Here is a 16,171-nt window from a genome sequence, read left to right as displayed (position 1 = left end):
CGTCGACAGGGGCCACCCGGTGGGCGACAAGTTGGGCGACAAGTTGGGCGGCAAGTTGGTCGCCGACGTGGGTGCCGACCTGGTCACCCATGCTGGCCCCTCTGCTGTCCATCCCGCTGGCCATCCCACTGGCCTTGGGGGTTCCCGCCCACGCCCGGGCGGACAGCGTCCAGGCGTCCCGCTATTACGAGGACGCCCTGAAGCGCTTTGAGCGCCAGGACATGGACGGCGCCATCCTTCAGCTCAAGAACGCCTTGCAGCAGGACGCCCGGCTGCTGACGGTCCACGTGCTGCTGGGCAAGGCCCTGCTCTCCCGCAGTGAAGCGGCCGCAGCGGAAGTGGAATTCAACGAAGCGCTGCAGTTGGGCATCAACCGGGCCGAGGTTGCCGTGCCGCTGGCGCAGGCGCTGGTGGCCCAGGGCAAGCAGGCGGACGTCTTCAAGCTGGCCGTGCTCAACCCGGACGGACTGCCGGACGCCACCCGCCAGGCGCTGCTGCTGGTGCGCGCCGGTGCAGCCTCGGACCTGGGGGATGCCAACCGTGCCCAGGCCCTGGTGGACGACGCTCGAGCGATCCAAGCCCAGGCCCCCGAGTCCTGGGTGGCCGAGGTGCCGCTGCGGGTGCGCAGCCGTCAGTTCGACCGCGCCCACGCAGCCGCCGACCGCGCCCTGCAACTCGCCCCCCGCAATGCCGAGGCGCTCTACCAGAAGGCCAGCATCGCCCATGTGCAGGGCCGTCTGGACGACGCGCTGCGGGCTTACGACCATGTGCTGGCCGTTGATGCGCGGCATCTGGAGGCCCAGTTGGCCCGCGCCGGCATCCTGGTGGATCTGGGGCGGCAGGAGCAGGCCCAGCCCGCGTTGCAGGCCCTGCTGAAGCAGGCCCCCACCGAACCACGCGCGCTGTATCTCAGCGCCGTGCTGGCGGAGCGACGGGGCGACAGTGCCGCCGCCTCCCAGGCGCTGAAGGCGGTGACGACGCAGCTGGATCCGGTGCCGATGGACTACATCCGCTACCGGCCCCAGGCCTTGATGCTCAACGGCCTGGCCCACTACGGGCTGGGCGAGCTGCAGAAGGCCAAACCCTATCTGGAAGCGGCGCAGCGCCTGCAGCCCAACAGCCCGCTGTCCAAGCTGCTGGCCCAGGTGTATGCGGCCGATGCCAATCTGGACCGGGCCAGCGATGTGCTGGAGACCTATCTCAAGGCCTTCCCGGCCGACAGCCAGGCGCTGGTGATGATGGCGTCGCTGCAGATGGCCCAGGGCCGGCACGCCCGGGCCACGGCGCTGATGCAGGAGGCATTGCGCGGGCGCGACGCCCCGGAGTTTCACACCGCGCTGGGCCTGTCGCTGATTCGCGGCGGCCAGATCGGCAGCGCCGCCGACGAGCTGGAGAAGGCGTTCCAGAAGGACCCGTCGCAAGCCTATGCCGGGCTGTCGCTGGCCACGCTCTATTTGCGCAACGGCCAGACGGCCAAAGCCCTGGCGGTGGCGGACCGGCTGGTGCAACAGCAGCCCCGCAATCCCAGCGTCTGGATGATGCAAGGTGCGGCGCGCCAGGCCGGCAAGGATCTGGCCGGTGCGCGACAGTCCTTCCAGCAGGCGCTGCAGATCGATGCGCGGCTGGTGGAACCTCAGCTCGGCCTGGCGCGCCTGGAGATCCTGGCGCGCCAGTTCGACGCCGCCCAGAAGCGTCTGGACGCACTGCTGCGCACGGACGAACGCAACGTCGACGTCCTGTATGAGATGGCGCTGCTGAGCGAGGCGCGCGGCCAGAGCACCGAGGTGCAGCGCTGGCTGTCCAAGGCGGCGGATGCCAGCGGCCCGCGACAGACCCGTGCTGACCAGGCCCTGGTGGCCTGGCTGCTGAAGCAGGACCAGGCGGGCGCAGCCCTGGAGGCCGCCAAACGGCTGCTGGGCAAGGCACCCGAAGATCTGCAGGCCAACATCACCTACGCGCGGGCTCAATTGGCCAACCGGGATACCTCCGGCGCCAAGGCCACGCTGACCAGCGCCGCCCGGCGCTCGGGCTTTGATCCGCAACCGCTGGTGGACATTGCCGCGCTCCAACTGGCCACCCAGGACCCGGCTGGCGCCGCCTACAGCCTGGACAAGGCCCTGACCGCCGCCCCGCAGCATGTGCCGGCACTGGCCCTGTCCACCACCGTGGCGCTGCAGCAGGGCCAGCCGGCCCAGGCGGAGAAGCTGGCGCACCAGGTCATCACGCTGCAGCCGGGCCAGGCGCTGGGGCATCTGCTGCTGGCCGATGTCTTCCAGGCACGCAACCAGCCCGCGCAGGCGCTGGAGGCGCTGCGCAAGGCGCATGAGGTGGCGCCCAGCAGCGGCACCCTGCTTGCGTTGATGCGAGCCCTCGCCCGCCAGGACGGTAGCAACAAGGCAGCCAGTGAGCTGGCGGAGCGCTGGCTGCGCAAGTTCCCGACCGATGTGTCTGCCTGGAAGGCCCTGGGGGACAGCCAGGCCCGCAGCGGCAATTTCGCGGCGGCCCGCAAGAGCTACGACAGCGCCCTGCGCCTGCGGCCCAAGGATGTGGAGACCTTGAACAACCAGGCCAACGTGCTGATCCGCCTGGGCGATGCGGCCGGCGCCGTTCCCCTGGCCGATCAGGCGCTGGCACTGCAGCCGCGCCATCCGTCGGTCATGGACACCGCCGGCTGGGCCCACCATCTGTCCGGCCAGGGCGACCGCGCCCTGCAGCTGCTGCGTGATGCCCGGCTGCGTGACCCGGCCAATCCGGAGATCCGCTACCACCTCGCTGCCGCATTGGCACAAGCTGGCCGCAAGGCGGAAGCGCGGGAGGAACTGGACGCGGCGCTGAAGAACCGCAGCTTCACCAGCATGAAAGACGCACAGGCGCTGGCCCAAACCCTCAGGTGAGGGGCTGCCAGGGCTGTCAGGAAAATTTACATTTCCGACCCAACACGGACATGGCGTCGCGCAAAACAGCGCTAAGTGATTGTCACCAAAGGCCCTCGGCCCGCTGGCCCGTTGATTGCTTCAAGCGTGTGACTCAACGCCAACGGCGACCACGCCGGACAGAATTCGGGGGATAAAGATGCGGATTGCAACACAACACCTGATGGCCTCGGCCCTTCTGGCCCTGGCCGCCGGCCTGCCGATGGCCGCGCATGCCGATTCCACCTGGACCGCCGGCAGTTGCCTCAGCAACTGCGCCGAAACCGGCGACGCGGCCCCCAACGTCAGCTACAGCGCCTACTCGGCGGCCGTCAACACGTCCAGTGCCGGCGCCTATGTCAGCACCGGCAGCTTTGCCAGCAGCACCCTGGCCTATTACGGCGGCAGCGGCTTCGGCGTGACGGCCCCGTCGGGCGATGCCCAATCGCCCAACCATGCGGTGGACAACTACGGCTACCAAGACCTGATCCTGCTGAAGTTCGACGATCTGGTGAAGCTGACCCAGGTGAAGATCGGCTGGTCTCAATACGACAGCGACATCACCGTGCTGGCCTACACCGGCAGCACCTCCGGGGTGAACGTGGCCAACACCATCACCGGCAAGACCGCCAGCAGCCTGACCAGCAGTGGCTGGTCGCTGGTGGGCAGTTATGCCGACCTGGTCAGTGGCACCAACAAGAGCATCAACAGTCAGGGCCTCAGCTCCAGCTGGTGGATCATCACCGCCTACAACTCGCAGCTGGGCGGTGCGCCCACCGGCGGTGACGGCACCAGCTCCGGCCTCACCCGCGGCCTGGGCACCAGCTACACCGGTTATGACTTCGTGAAGCTGTATTCGGTCACTGGCACCACCACCACGCGCCAGAATGTGCCGGAACCGGCCACGCTGGCCCTGTCGGCAGCCGCCCTGCTGGGTGTGGCGGGTGTGCGCCGCCAGCGTCGCCAGAAAGACAGCGACACGCCGTCCAACAGCTGAAGCGGCGGTTCGCCCATCGGGAAGCACAGCGTTTCCCAAGCGCGAAGGCCCCTCGCTTCCTCGCCATCAGCGCCCTCCGGGGCGCTTTTTGATGCCGCGCAGCGCCCGCGTGCCCGGCAGGGACAAGCGCAGGCCCCGGAGCGCGGGCGATAATCGGCGCCTGCGCTCGTGGCTTCGCCCACAAGGCCCGCTCCGGGCGCCGGTTGGAAACGAGGCGCTTACTCCTGCGGCCTGATTTCTATACGTGACGGTGCTGCGCGCCGGCCAGTCCCTGCAGCCGCCTTACCCCGGCGGTGTTGCATGCGGTGCTGCTGCGCGGGCGCTTCAGACGATATTTTTCATCAGCGACCTCCATGCCCGCATACCGCTCCAAAACTTCCACCGCCGGCCGCAACATGGCGGGTGCCCGCTCCCTGTGGCGTGCCACCGGCATGAAAGACGAAGACTTCGCCAAGCCGATCATTGCGGTGGTGAACTCCTTCACCCAGTTCGTGCCCGGCCATGTACACCTGAAGGACCTCGGGCAACTGGTCGCCCGTGAAATTGAAGCCGCCGGCGGCGTGGCCAAGGAGTTCAACACCATTGCGGTGGATGACGGCATCGCCATGGGCCATGACGGCATGCTGTATTCGCTGCCCAGCCGCGACATCATTGCGGACTCGGTGGAGTACATGGTCAATGCGCACTGCGCGGACGCCATGGTGTGCATCTCCAACTGCGACAAGATCACCCCCGGGATGCTGATGGCGGCCATGCGGCTGAACATCCCGGTGATTTTTGTCTCCGGTGGGCCGATGGAAGCCGGCAAGGTGCGCCTGGCCGTGCCGGGCACCGCCACCGTGCAGATCAAGAAGCTGGACCTGATCGACGCCATGGTGATGGCCGCCGACAGCAAGGTCAGCGACGCGGAAGTGGCCGAGGTGGAACGCTCCGCCTGCCCCACCTGCGGGTCCTGCTCCGGCATGTTCACCGCCAATTCGATGAACTGCCTGACCGAAGCACTGGGCCTTTCGCTGCCGGGCAACGGCACGGTGGTGGCCACCCATGCGGACCGCGAGCAGCTGTTCAAGCGTGCCGGCCAGCGCATCGTGTCGCTGACACGCCAATACTACGAAGGCAATGACGAGCGGGTGCTGCCGCGCTCGGTCGGCTTCAAGGCCTTTGAAAATGCGATGACGCTGGACATCGCCATGGGCGGCTCCACCAACACCATCCTGCACCTGCTGGCGATCGCCCGCGAGGCCGAGATCGACTTCACGATGGCGGACATCGACCGCCTCTCGCGGGTGGTGCCCCAGCTCTGCAAGGTGGCGCCCAACACCAACAAGTACCACATCGAAGATGTCCACCGCGCAGGCGGCATCATGGCCATCCTGGGTGAGCTGGACCGTGCCGGCAAGCTGCACACCGATGTGCCAACAGTGCATGCCCCGTCGCTGCGGCATGCGCTGGACCAGTGGGACATCGTGCGCACGCAGGACGAAGCGGTGCGCACCTTCTACCGTGCCGGCCCGGCCGGTATCCCCACACAGGTGGCCTTCAGCCAGAGCGAGCGCTGGCCCAGCCTGGACCTGGATCGTGCCGAAGGCTGCATTCGCTCCAATGAACATGCCTTCTCCCAGGAAGGCGGCCTGGCCGTGCTCACCGGCAACATTGCAATGGACGGCTGTGTGGTCAAGACCGCCGGGGTGGACGACAGCATCCTGGTGTTCGAGGGTACCGCCCACGTCACCGAGTCGCAGGACGAGGCGGTGGAGAACATCCTGGCCGACAAGGTCAAGGCCGGTGATGTGGTGATCGTGCGCTACGAAGGCCCCAAGGGGGGCCCCGGCATGCAGGAAATGCTCTACCCCACCAGCTACATCAAGTCGAAGGGCCTGGGCAAAGCCTGCGCCCTGCTGACCGATGGCCGCTTCTCGGGGGGCACTTCCGGCCTGTCCATCGGCCACTGCTCACCGGAAGCGGCTGCGGGCGGCGCCATCGGCCTGGTGCGCAATGGCGACCGCATCCGCATCGACATTCCCAACCGCAGCATCAACGTGCTGCTGTCGGAGGAAGAGCTGGCCCATCGTCGCGAGGAACAGAACGCCAAGGGCTGGAAGCCGGTGCTGCCGCGCCCGCGCAAGGTGTCGGCCGCGCTGAAGGCGTATGCCAAGCTGGTGATGTCGGCAGACAAGGGCGCCGTGCGCGATCTGTCCTTGCTGGACGACTGATCGGCCCGGGCGGGGCCTGTGGCCGTCATTCGTTGGCGTAGATGCCCACGAATGGCGCCTGGCCCGGCCGCACGGAACCCCGATACATCCCTTCGGTGTTAAAACCGAGGTGGACATGGCCGTGGCGATCCACGGCGATCAGCCCGCCATCTCCGCCCACCTGGGGCAACTCCTCAAACAGCACACGCCGGCAGGCGTCCTCCAGCGACAGCCCGCCGATGCGCACCAGCGCTGCCACCTCATGGGCCGCCACCGCGCGGATGAAGGACTCGCCGGTGCCGGTGCAGGACACGGCCACGCTGCGGTCGTCGGCATAACAGCCGGCGCCGGGAATGGGCGAATCGCCCACCCGGCCGGGGCGCTTGTTGGTCATGCCACCGGTGGAGGTGGCCGCCGCCAGATGGCCATGCGCATCCAGCGCCACCGCACCGACCGTCCCGAACTTGGTTTTCTCGTCGAGCGGCCCCGCTGCGGCCTGCCCATCGTGGTCCAGTACCTGCCCCAGTGCCGCCTCCTGGGCATGGCGCAATTGCTGCAGCCGCTGCGGGGTGCCAAACCATTCCGGCGCCACCATCTCCACGCCCTGCCCGAGCGCAAAGTGCTCGGCGGCCCGGCCGATCATCAGCACATGGCCGCTGTGGGCCATGACCTCGCGCGCGGCCAGCACCGGATTGCGCAGCCGTGTGACGCCCGCGACGGCGCCCGCCCGCCGGTCCCGCCCATCCATCACACTGGCGTCCAGCTCATGCCGCTCATCAGCTGTATAGACGGCGCCCTTGCCGGCATTAAAAAGCTCACACTCCTCCAACTGCCGCACCGCTTCCACCACCACCTCCAGCGCGTTCTCACCCGCTTCCAGACGGCGTGCGCCGTCCTCCAGGATCAGGCTCAGCGCCTTTCTATAAAGGGCTTCGGCCTCGGCGGACATCGCAGCGCGGCGCAGCGTGCCCGCGCCCCCATGAATGGCCAGGACGGCACGCGCTGCGGATTCAGGCCCGGCACCTGCGGCCAGGGACGTTGGCAAGGACATCAGCTTCTCCGGTGACTGCCCGCCATTCTCCACCGACAGCGCCGACTCACCAGCCCCTGCCGCCCACCCGTCTTGTCCCCGTCGGGACAGGGGGAAAACGAACGCCCGTGCTAAAAACTGCGGCAGTCAAGCAGAGCGACTTGAGGAGACACGCCATGGACCTGCAGTTCACCCCGGAAGAACAGGCCTTCCGGGCCGAGATCCAGCACTGGGTGGCCGACCACCTGCCCAAGGACATCAGCCACAAGGTGCACAACGCCCTGCGGCTGACAAAGGACGACATGCAGCGCTGGGCCCGGATTCTGGGCCAGCAGGGCTGGCATGGCTGGGCCTGGCCCAAGCAGTTCGGTGGCCCGGGGTGGAATGCGGTGCAGCGCCATCTGTTTGAAGAGGAATGTGCGCTGGCCGGAGCCCCGCGTGTGGTGCCGTTCGGGCCGGTGATGGTGGCGCCGGTGATCATGGCCTTCGGCTCCCGCGAGCAACAGGAGCGGCATCTGCCCGGCATCATGAGCGGCGATGTCTGGTGGAGCCAGGGTTATAGCGAACCCGGCGCCGGGTCGGACCTCGCGTCGGTGAAGACACGCGCGGAACGGCGCGGCAACCGCTACATCGTCAACGGCCAGAAGACGTGGACCACGCTGGGCCAGTACGGCGACTGGATCTTCTGCCTGGTGCGCACCGACCCGTCGGTGAAACCACAGGCTGGCATCTCCTTTCTGCTGATCGACATGAAGTCGCCCGGGGTGACGGTGCGTCCGATCATCATGCTCGACGGCGAGCACGAGGTGAACGAGGTGTTCTTCGACAACGTCGAGGTCCCGGTCGAGAACCTGGTGGGCGAAGAGAACAAGGGCTGGACCTACGCCAAATACCTGCTGGCCCATGAGCGCACCAACATCGCTGATGTGAACCGGGCCAAGCGCGAACTGGAGCGCCTCAAGCGCATTGCCAAAGCGGAAGGCGTGGATGAGGACAGCCGGTTCCGCGACCAGATCGCGCAACTGGAAGTGGATGTGGTGGCGCTGGAAATGATGGTGCTGCGGGTGCTGTCAGCCGAGACCAGCGGCAAGCAGTCACTGGATGTTGCGGGCCTGCTGAAGATCCGTGGCAGCGAAATCCAGCAGCGCTACAGCGAGCTGATGATGCTGGCGGCCGGCCCCTTCTCCACGCCCTTCATCCAGGAGGCGATGGAAGCCGGATGGCAGGGCGACCATGTGGGCGCGGCCCATTGCGCGCCGCTGGCCAGCCACTACTTCAACTACCGCAAGACCACCATCTACGGCGGATCCAACGAGGTCCAGCGCAACATCGTGGCGCAGACCGTGCTGGGCTGAGCATTGCCATCGCCGCAAGGAGACAGGACATGGACTTTGATTTCACCGAAGAGCAGGAATCGCTGCGGGATGCCGTGCGTCGCTTTGTCGACCGGGATTACGGGGACGATCAGCGCCGGGCCATTCTGCGCTCGGGCGGATTTTCCAAAGCTGCCTGGGACGGACTGGTGGGCCTGGGGCTGACCGCGCTGGCGGTTCCCGAGGTGCATGGCGGACTGGGTTTCGGACCGGTGGAGGCCATGGTGGTGATGGAAGAACTGGGCCGGGGGCTGGTGCTGGAGCCTTATGCGCAGGCGGCCCTGGTGGCCCCGGCGGTGCTGGCCCATGCGCCGGCGGCGGTGCAGGCCGAATGGCTGCCGCGTGTGGCCGCTGGTGAGGCCCTGCTGGTGCTGGCCCATCAGGAACGAGCGGCGCGGTATCGGCTGGAGGTGTGCGAGACGCAGGCCACCCCCGACCATCACCTCTCCGGCCAGAAGAGCCTGGTGAGCGCGGGTGAACATGCCGACGCCTTCCTGGTGCCGGCGCGGACCGGTCAGGGGGTGGCGCTGTATCTTGTCCCCAAGGAAGCGACCGGTGTGGCGCTGCGGGGATATCGCCTGCATGATGGATCGGCTGCCGCTGAGCTGAGCTTGAACAACACGCCGGCCACGCTACTGGTGCCCGCCGAGCAGGGGTTGGCGGTGCTGGAGCAGGCGGTGGACATTGCCATTGCCGCCCAGGCGGCAGAGGCCGTGGGCGTGATGGACCGCTATCTGGCGCTGACCGTTGACTACCTCAACACCCGCAAGCAGTTCGGCGTGGTGATTGCGAGCTTCCAGGCGCTGCGCCACCGCATCGCCGACGTGAAGATGCAGTTGGAGTTGGCGCGCTCGATGAGCTACTTCGCCACCTTGAAGCTGAATGAACCGGCGGATGCACGGCGACGAGCGCTGTCCCAGGCCAAGGTGCAACTGGGCCAGGCGATGCGTTTTGTGGGGCAGCAATGCACGCAGTTGCATGGCGGCATCGGGGTCACCGACGAGTATGTCGGCAGCCACTACTTCAAACGGCTGGCGGTGATGGAGATGCAGTATGGCGACACCCTGCACCATCTGGGCGAAGTGAGCCGCCGGATGCAGGACACGGCGGGGGTGTTTGCCTGAGCGGCGTCGGCCAGGGCGCCTGAAGTCCTGCGGCCCTACACTCCCGGCGACCGCCCTTCGGAGTACGCATGTTGCCTGACTCTTCCTCGTCCCCGCCCACGAAGACTCTGGGAGCACTTCGGCATCCCTCGGGTGCGGGTGCGGGCAGCCTGTGTGATGTCAGCGGGCTGCGCGTCGGCCACTATCAGCACCCGGACGCGCCCACCGGCTGCACGGTGGTGCTGTGTGAACAAGGCGTGGTGGGAGGTGTCGACGTCCGTGGTGCCGCCCCCGGCACGCGTGAGACCGACCTGCTGCGCCCGGAAAACACCGTCTCGGTGGTCCATGGCCTGGTGCTCTCTGGCGGCAGCGCCTTTGGCCTTGCCGCTGCGGACGGCGTCATGCGCTGGCTGGCCGAGCGCGGCCATGGCTTCCAGGTTGGTCAGGCCCATGTGCCCATTGTGCCGGCCGCTGTGCTGTTTGATCTCTGGCTGCATGACGCAGCGACGGCACCGGACGCCAACGCCGGCCGCGCGGCCTGCGACGCCGCCAGCAGCACCCAACAGGCCCGTGGCAACGTCGGCGCTGGACGCGGTGCCACCGTCGGCAAGTTGCTCGGTGTGTCTCGCGCGATGAAAGGTGGCGTCGGCATGGCCTCACTCCGCGTGGGCCACGCCACCCTGGCAGCGCTGGTGGCCGTGAATGCCGTCGGTGATGTGGTGGACCCGCGCACCGGGACGGTCCTGGCCGGCAGCCGCGGCCAGGACGGCCGCCCACGATCATCGGTCCAGGCCCTGCTCGACGGGGAACCCCTGGGGCGCGGTCTGGCCGGCAGTGCGACCACCTTGGGCGTGATCGCCACGGACGCCTGCTTGACCAAGGCCCAGGCCAACAAGCTCGCGCAGATTGCGCATGACGGGCTGGCCCGCAGCATCCAGCCGGTGCATACCGTGATGGATGGCGATGTGATGTTCTCGCTGGCCACCGGCACGCTGCAGCAGCCGGGCGACATGGCGATGCTCGGCGCCGCTGCGGCCGAAGTAGTGGCCCAGGCCGTGCTGGATGCCGTGCGGGCGGCCCGCGCCCTGCCCGGCCTGCCAGCCGCCGCCGACTTCTGACACAGCTCCCGTCGACTGAACCGCCGGGTCGGTGACGCTCTTGGTCGCTGAAGCACATGTTCACTGAAGCGCTCGTTCACTAAAGCGCTCGTTCACTGACACGCTTTCAACAAAGCGGAAGTTCACGGAAGCACGTTCACGGAAGCACGTTCACTGAAGCGCTCCTTCACTGAAGCGCTCAGCGACAATCCGGTTCATGAAAGCTTCCTCCCGTGCCCCGCGTCCCGTCGCGATTGACCAGATTCTTTTCAGCCAGGGCTTCGGCACCCGGCGCCACTGCGCCGCCCTGATCCGGCACGGGCTGGTGTCGGTGGACGGGCGGGTGGTGGAAGACGCCGATGAGGCCTTCCTCACCGACGGCCTGGTGTTTGAGGTGGAAGGCCAGTCGTGGCCCTTCCACGAGAAGGCGCTGGTGCTGCTGCACAAGCCGGCCGGTTATGAATGCTCCCGCAAGCCCACCCACCATCCCAGCGTGCTAAGCCTGCTGCCCGCACCCTTGCGCGAGCGTGACCTTCAACCGGTGGGCCGGTTGGATGAGGACACCACCGGCCTGCTGCTGCTCACCGACGACGGCCCGCTGCAGCACAAGCTCACCAGCCCCAAATATCACGTGCCCAAGGTCTATGAAGCCACCTGCAAGGCCCCGGTGGACGAAGCACAGCTCCAGCAGCTGATGCAGGGCGTGCTGCTGGAAGAGCGCGATCCGCGCCTGGCCGCCGAGCCCGTGAAGGCCGCTTTGGCCCGGGTGCTTCCGGACGGCCGCCTGGAGCTCACCCTGACCGAAGGCCGTTATCACCAGGCCAAGCGCATGGTGGCCGCAGTGGGCAACCGGGTGCTGGCCCTGCATCGACGTGCCATCGGTCAGCTCACGCTGCCGGCCGATCTCCAGGCTGGTGGATGGTGCTGGCTGGACGACCTGGGCCGCCAGCAGGCGCTCACGGCGGCGGAAGACGCCGTAGCGGACGGCGCCGCTGACACGCCCGCCAAGGGCGACTCAGCGGCCTGAGCGCTTGCCGCTGCCCTCCAGCGCCAGCTCGCCCATCGCGATCAGGCTTTCCAGATGCTCGGGATGCCGGGCCAGGTCGATGCTGTAGTCCATGCAGAGCTGCCGCCAGATGTCCTTGGCTGTGATGACCAGCGTGCTGCCATCCACCTGGTCGCCCTGGCAACGGGTGTAGAGCAGGTCCGCCGCCGCGACCAACGCGCCCCGGCCATCCCCCGGCGGGCATTGCACTGCCACGGCATCATCGGTGCCCTCCGTGCGGTAGCACTGGATGGCCTCGGCCAGCGCCAACAGCTTGGCCGGAGGCACCGGCTGATGGGGTTCCAGCGGCAGGTCGACCAAGGCCAATGGACGGACACGGGCGTCCACTTGCTGCCGGTCCAACTGGGGCGGCTCCTGGCTGATGTCGCGAACCAGGTCTTCGCCCCTGACGTGGCAGGAGACCTTCATGTTGGCGGCATGAGCCACCGCCGGCAGCCCCTCCAGCCGCGTCGGCGTGGGGCGATCCCAATCGAAGGTGGCAGAGGCCGCCGAATCCAGCACCAGGGTTCCTTTGGGCATGGCGTTGCTCTCCTCGCGTTCCCCTTCACCCGACACATCCAGCACCGCCGCGATGTTGTGGGTCAGGCATGCTGCCGCCCACGCCAGCGATTGCGTCACTTGCGGCCGCTCCAAAACCAGCAGCTTCCTGGCAGCCCATGCACCATACAAGCGTCCACCTTCCAGACCACGCAGGCGAGCATCCTGCAGCAGTACCTTGTCCGCCCGGATCCGATCTGTCCCCTTGCCGCCCTTGATCGGCAGGAACTCGCCGGCCACCGCGTCGGTGGACTGGGCCAGCGCCTCGCAGAAGGATCTCGACGCTGCCGCATGGGGCGTCCTGTCGGCATGGGGCGCAGCCCTCCTCGCCGCCAGCCTCACCTTGCGATCCACCGGTTGATCGGCATGGAAAACGCGCTCGTGCCGCTGATTGGAGAAAGTGATCGTCCGGGACAGGTCCTTGGTCCGCAGCATTTCGCCCAGCGCCAGCAGCGTGGTGAGGTGTTCCGCCTTGGGCAGCAGCATCGAGCTGCGGTTGGAGCGGATGTTGCCCACCACCTCATGCACCAGGTCCTCGACGGCCTCCCGATCGCTCGCCCCCTTGCCGACCCGAGCGGCGGTGGCCATGCGTGTGTAGAGCATCCATCCGGCAGCAAAGAGCGCCGAACGGTCGTCCCCCTCAGGCGACTGGAAGGCCACCTTGTGGGTGCTGCTGGGTTGGCGTGCGGCCAGTTTTTCGCAGAGGTTCAGGATCTCACTCGGCGGAACCACCGCACCGGGTGACATCTCCACGGCCCAGTGCCGCGACAACACCGGGCTGGACCCTGACTTGAGTGCGCTTCCCGGGGGCCGGTTGCTGCCCTCAGGGGCGGCCAGATCCAGCCGTTGTTCTTCGGCCGGCGTTCCGATGCGCACCACATAGCTGATGGACTGGTCCGTGGCGTTCTGCTTCCACAGCGCCGTCTCTCGATGACGAGGGGTGGCCATGACCACGGTGTCAGCCGACACCTGGTTGGCATGCAGCCGGTGGCCAATGACCCGATCGGTGCCATGAGCCGACACGCGCTCCAGCAGCGTGCTGGGATTGACGGTCAACTTGGGACCCTCATGGATCCGCTTCTCCCAGGGGTAGAGGGCTTTCAGCTGGTTGTTGGCGTTGGTCTCGCTCACCAGCTGTTCCGCCCGACCGGCCATCGATTCCCAGAGGCGGCGTTCCGCCTCCGGCGTGTCCGGCGGCAGTGTGCCGACTTGTCGGTGTGAGGGGCCGGTGGCGGCGCCGGCCACCGTCGTGTCTGCGCAGCCGTGGTGAGGGCGGGCCGACTGGATCCGGTTGAACAATCCCATGGCATTACTCCTTGATGGTCACGCCCCTGCCGAGAAGGGGAGGCAGGCAGCTCAACAGGTCAGTACGGGCCGCATGGTTTTCAGTTGGCAACCATTCAAAGATGTCATCCGAAACTTGATTCAATCGACAACTGCTCACCCTCCCCACACCCTCCCCACACCCTCCCCACACCCTCCCCACACCCTCCCCATACCCACCACGCGCCCACCACGCGCCCATTGCTGACTCACCACGCGCCCACCGCTGAACGCGCACCGCTCATCGGCGGGTCATTTGCTGCTCACCGGCAGCTCACCGGCGGCTCACTTGCCGCTCACTTGCTGCTCACCGGCGGCTCACGCCCGCTCACCAACTGGTCATCTTTCGGTCACTCTTCAGCGCCAGATCCCCCATGGCAATCAGGCTTTCCAGATGCTCCGGATGGTCGGCAAGGTCCAGGGAGTACTGGGTGCAGAGTTGCTGCCACAGGGCTTTGGCGGTCTCCACCAAGGTGCCGGCATCAACCTGCCCTTGGCAGCGTTGGGTGTAGAGCAGATCGGCCGCAGCGATCAGGGCCCCACGCATGTCCCCGGGCGGACACTGCACGGCCACCGCATCGTGGGTGCCGTCGGTGCGATAGAGCTGAACGGTCTCGGCGATGACCAGCAGCGTGGCGGGATCCACCGGCTGGTGCGGAGTCAGAGGCATGTCGATCAGCTCCAGAGGCCGGACACGGGCGTCGATATCCTTCGGGTCCATGAACGGCGGCTCCTTGCTGATGTCGCGGAGCAGGTCCTGACCGTCAACATGGCAAGAGACATTCATGCCGGTTGCATGCGCGGGCACCGCCAGGCCCGTCAACGGCCTCGGCGGCGCCTGCCATTGGAAGGTCACCGAAGTCGCCGTGCCGGGGAATTTCGTGCCGTTGGGCATGGCGTTCGGATGGTCGCGCTCGTCGGCGCCGGAGACATCCAGCACCGCCCCGATATTGTGTTGCAGGCAGGCCGCCGCCCAGGCAAGGGACTGACCCGCGTGGGGCCGCTCCAGCACCAGCGTACGGTCCGCCGCCCAGGCGCCGTGCAGGCGCGTACCGTCGCGCCCCTTGAGCTGTGGATGCTGCGCCAGCGCCTGGCCGATTCGAATACGCTCAAGGCCTTTACCCCCCTTGATCGGCGCGAAATCTCCGGCCGATGCTTCCAGGGACGCCACCATCGCCTTGCAGAAGGCCCGAGCGGCTGCCGCGTGTGGCGTCCGGTCCGGGTGGGGCGCCGCCCTTCGCGCTGCCTGCCGCCTCTTGGGGTCGGCCGGAGCGTCCGCAGGCTTGGCTGCGGTGGCAGGGGGAGCCGTCGCCGCCGTGGCAAGCTTTGCAGGCGTCGAAACAGAAGGAACAGGCCCGATTGGCCCAATAGACCCATTTGGCACTTGAGGCGCCACGGGGGCGACCCGCGTGATCCCCCGCGTGATCCCCCGCCCTGGCTCACGCGCCGGCAGCGGGGCCGGATTCGAAAGATCTTTCCCGCGGAGCATCTGGCCCAAGGCCAGCAGCGTCATCAACTGCTCAGGCTGGGACAACAGCCGAGAACTGCGGTTAAAGCGGATGGCGAAGACGACTTCGTGCACCAGATTCACGATGTCGTCGTGATTGAGCAGCGCCCGGTCGCCGCGCTCGGCAGCTGCCATGCGCCGGTAGAGCATCCATCCGGCGGCGAACATCGCGGAGCGGTCGTCCCCTTCGGGGGACTGGAAGGCGACCAGGCAAGTCGCTTGGGGCGGCCGGGCCGCGAGTTGTTCGCAGACCTCCATGATTTGGCGAGGCGACATGACCGAGCCTGGGGCCACATCCACCTGCCACTGCCGCGCTGAGGCCGGATCGGACGCCTGAGGCTCCCCCTCCGCGGGGAGCGAAGGGCCCGCCTCCAGCACCGCCAGGTCCAGCGCCATTTCCTCGGCCCTGGTGCCGATACGCACGACATGGCTGATGCCCTTGTCGGTCGCGCTTTTCTTCCACAGGGCCGTCTCCACATATCGAGGTGTCGCCATGACCACGGTGTCGGGTGACACCTGGTTGGCATGCAGACGGTGACGGATCTGTCGGCCCCGGCTGTGGGTCGGGGCGCCGTCCAGCAGCGTGCGGGGATTCACCGGCAGATGGGCCCCGTGTTCAATCTGCTTTTCGATCGGGTAGGCGGCCATCATCTGGTCGCCCCCATTGATGTCTTGCAGCAGCCACTCTGCGGGCTTCTTCATCGACTCCCAGATGAGACGGTCGGCCGGCGGCGTGTCAGGCGGCAAGGCCAACGCACGATGGGCTGACCCACACGAGGCTCTCTCGGATGCAGTGGTGCCAGCACCGCTGCCGTGCGGCTGTGCCGACTGGAGGCGATTGAACAATCCCATGGCGTATCTCCTGGTTGAAAACAACACCGCCCTCATCGAGAAACAAGCGGGTTGAGCGCTCAGTACCGACGGAATAGTTTTCGGTTGGCAACCCAACAGGGGTGTCGCTCGTGAACTTGATGCAATCGACAACCGAGGTTCACACGCGGGTCATCAACAACGCGCCGTCATTCGCGCGGCAT

At 67.2% G+C, this 16,171-nt stretch carries 10 protein-coding genes; 7 read left to right on the top strand and 3 right to left on the bottom strand.

Features of this window, described 5'->3' with window-relative positions; genetic code table 11:
• Positions 1–89 precede the first annotated feature (89 nt).
• The 3 genes from prsT (at position 90) to ilvD (ending at position 6,122) form a co-directional block, all read left to right on the top strand.
• Positions 90–2,894, top strand: a complete 2,805-nt coding sequence (gene prsT / locus OU995_RS12665; RefSeq protein ID WP_267835908.1) for an XrtA/PEP-CTERM system TPR-repeat protein PrsT — start codon at positions 90–92, stop codon at positions 2,892–2,894.
• A 202-nt stretch (positions 2,895–3,096) separates the two neighbouring features.
• A complete protein-coding gene (gene xdp1 / locus OU995_RS12660; RefSeq protein ID WP_267835907.1) occupies positions 3,097–3,909 on the top strand; it encodes an exosortase-dependent surface protein XDP1 in 813 nt (270 codons plus the stop codon).
• 353 nt (positions 3,910–4,262) lie between these two features.
• Positions 4,263–6,122 (top strand): dihydroxy-acid dehydratase, encoded by a 1,860-nt coding sequence (gene ilvD / locus OU995_RS12655; protein ID WP_267835906.1) that lies wholly within the window; start codon positions 4,263–4,265, stop codon positions 6,120–6,122.
• 25 nt (positions 6,123–6,147) lie between these two features.
• Here ilvD and OU995_RS12650 read toward each other — a convergent pair whose 3' ends face one another.
• Positions 6,148–7,152 (bottom strand): isoaspartyl peptidase/L-asparaginase family protein, encoded by a 1,005-nt coding sequence (locus OU995_RS12650; protein ID WP_267835905.1) that lies wholly within the window; start codon positions 7,150–7,152, stop codon positions 6,148–6,150.
• Between the two features lie 155 nt (positions 7,153–7,307).
• On the opposite strand from OU995_RS12650, the gene OU995_RS12645 reads away from it, so the two are divergent.
• The 4 genes from OU995_RS12645 to OU995_RS12630 all read left to right on the top strand — a co-directional run bounded on the left by OU995_RS12645 (position 7,308) and on the right by OU995_RS12630 (position 11,731).
• On the top strand, positions 7,308–8,486 hold the full coding sequence (locus OU995_RS12645) for an acyl-CoA dehydrogenase family protein (RefSeq protein WP_267835904.1): 1,179 nt from the start codon (positions 7,308–7,310) through the stop codon (positions 8,484–8,486).
• A gap of 29 nt (positions 8,487–8,515) precedes the next feature.
• Entirely contained in the window at positions 8,516–9,628 is a 1,113-nt protein-coding gene (locus OU995_RS12640) for an acyl-CoA dehydrogenase family protein (protein WP_267835903.1), read from the top strand.
• A gap of 68 nt (positions 9,629–9,696) precedes the next feature.
• Positions 9,697–10,725: a P1 family peptidase gene (locus OU995_RS12635; RefSeq protein WP_267835902.1), complete on the top strand. Its 1,029-nt coding sequence runs from the start codon at positions 9,697–9,699 to the stop codon at positions 10,723–10,725.
• Positions 10,726–10,921: 196 nt separating this feature from the next.
• The gene (locus tag OU995_RS12630) at positions 10,922–11,731 is read left to right on the top strand and encodes a pseudouridine synthase (RefSeq protein ID WP_267835901.1); all 810 of its coding nucleotides are present in this window, start codon (positions 10,922–10,924) and stop codon (positions 11,729–11,731) included.
• Here the strand turns inward: OU995_RS12630 and OU995_RS12625 are convergent.
• A complete protein-coding gene (locus tag OU995_RS12625) occupies positions 11,720–13,612 on the bottom strand; it encodes a hypothetical protein (RefSeq protein WP_267835900.1) in 1,893 nt (630 codons plus the stop codon). The genes OU995_RS12630 and OU995_RS12625 overlap by 12 nt on opposite strands.
• A gap of 346 nt (positions 13,613–13,958) precedes the next feature.
• Positions 13,959–15,989, bottom strand: coding sequence for a hypothetical protein (locus OU995_RS12620; protein ID WP_267835899.1), 2,031 nt, complete (start codon positions 15,987–15,989; stop codon positions 13,959–13,961).
• Positions 15,990–16,171 lie beyond the last annotated feature (182 nt).

This window comes from Roseateles sp. SL47, assembly GCF_026625885.1.
Taxonomy (GTDB): domain Bacteria; phylum Pseudomonadota; class Gammaproteobacteria; order Burkholderiales; family Burkholderiaceae_C; genus Roseateles.
This window is presented reverse-complemented; position numbering and strand designations above follow the sequence as displayed.

Excerpts from the sequence above, each read along its gene's own strand:
- prsT (WP_267835908.1), top strand. The coding sequence starts at position 90 with ATGCTGGCCCCTCTGCTGTCCATCCCGCTGGCCATCCCACTGGCCTTG.
- xdp1 (WP_267835907.1), top strand. The coding sequence starts at position 3,097 with ATGGCCTCGGCCCTTCTGGCCCTGGCCGCCGGCCTGCCGATGGCCGCG.
- ilvD (WP_267835906.1), top strand. The coding sequence starts at position 4,263 with ATGCCCGCATACCGCTCCAAAACTTCCACCGCCGGCCGCAACATGGCG.
- OU995_RS12650 (WP_267835905.1), bottom strand. The coding sequence starts at position 7,152 with ATGTCCTTGCCAACGTCCCTGGCCGCAGGTGCCGGGCCTGAATCCGCA.
- OU995_RS12645 (WP_267835904.1), top strand. The coding sequence starts at position 7,308 with ATGGACCTGCAGTTCACCCCGGAAGAACAGGCCTTCCGGGCCGAGATC.
- OU995_RS12640 (WP_267835903.1), top strand. The coding sequence starts at position 8,516 with ATGGACTTTGATTTCACCGAAGAGCAGGAATCGCTGCGGGATGCCGTG.
- OU995_RS12635 (WP_267835902.1), top strand. The coding sequence starts at position 9,697 with ATGTTGCCTGACTCTTCCTCGTCCCCGCCCACGAAGACTCTGGGAGCA.
- OU995_RS12630 (WP_267835901.1), top strand. The coding sequence starts at position 10,922 with ATGAAAGCTTCCTCCCGTGCCCCGCGTCCCGTCGCGATTGACCAGATT.
- OU995_RS12625 (WP_267835900.1), bottom strand. The coding sequence starts at position 13,612 with ATGGGATTGTTCAACCGGATCCAGTCGGCCCGCCCTCACCACGGCTGC.
- OU995_RS12620 (WP_267835899.1), bottom strand. The coding sequence starts at position 15,989 with ATGGGATTGTTCAATCGCCTCCAGTCGGCACAGCCGCACGGCAGCGGT.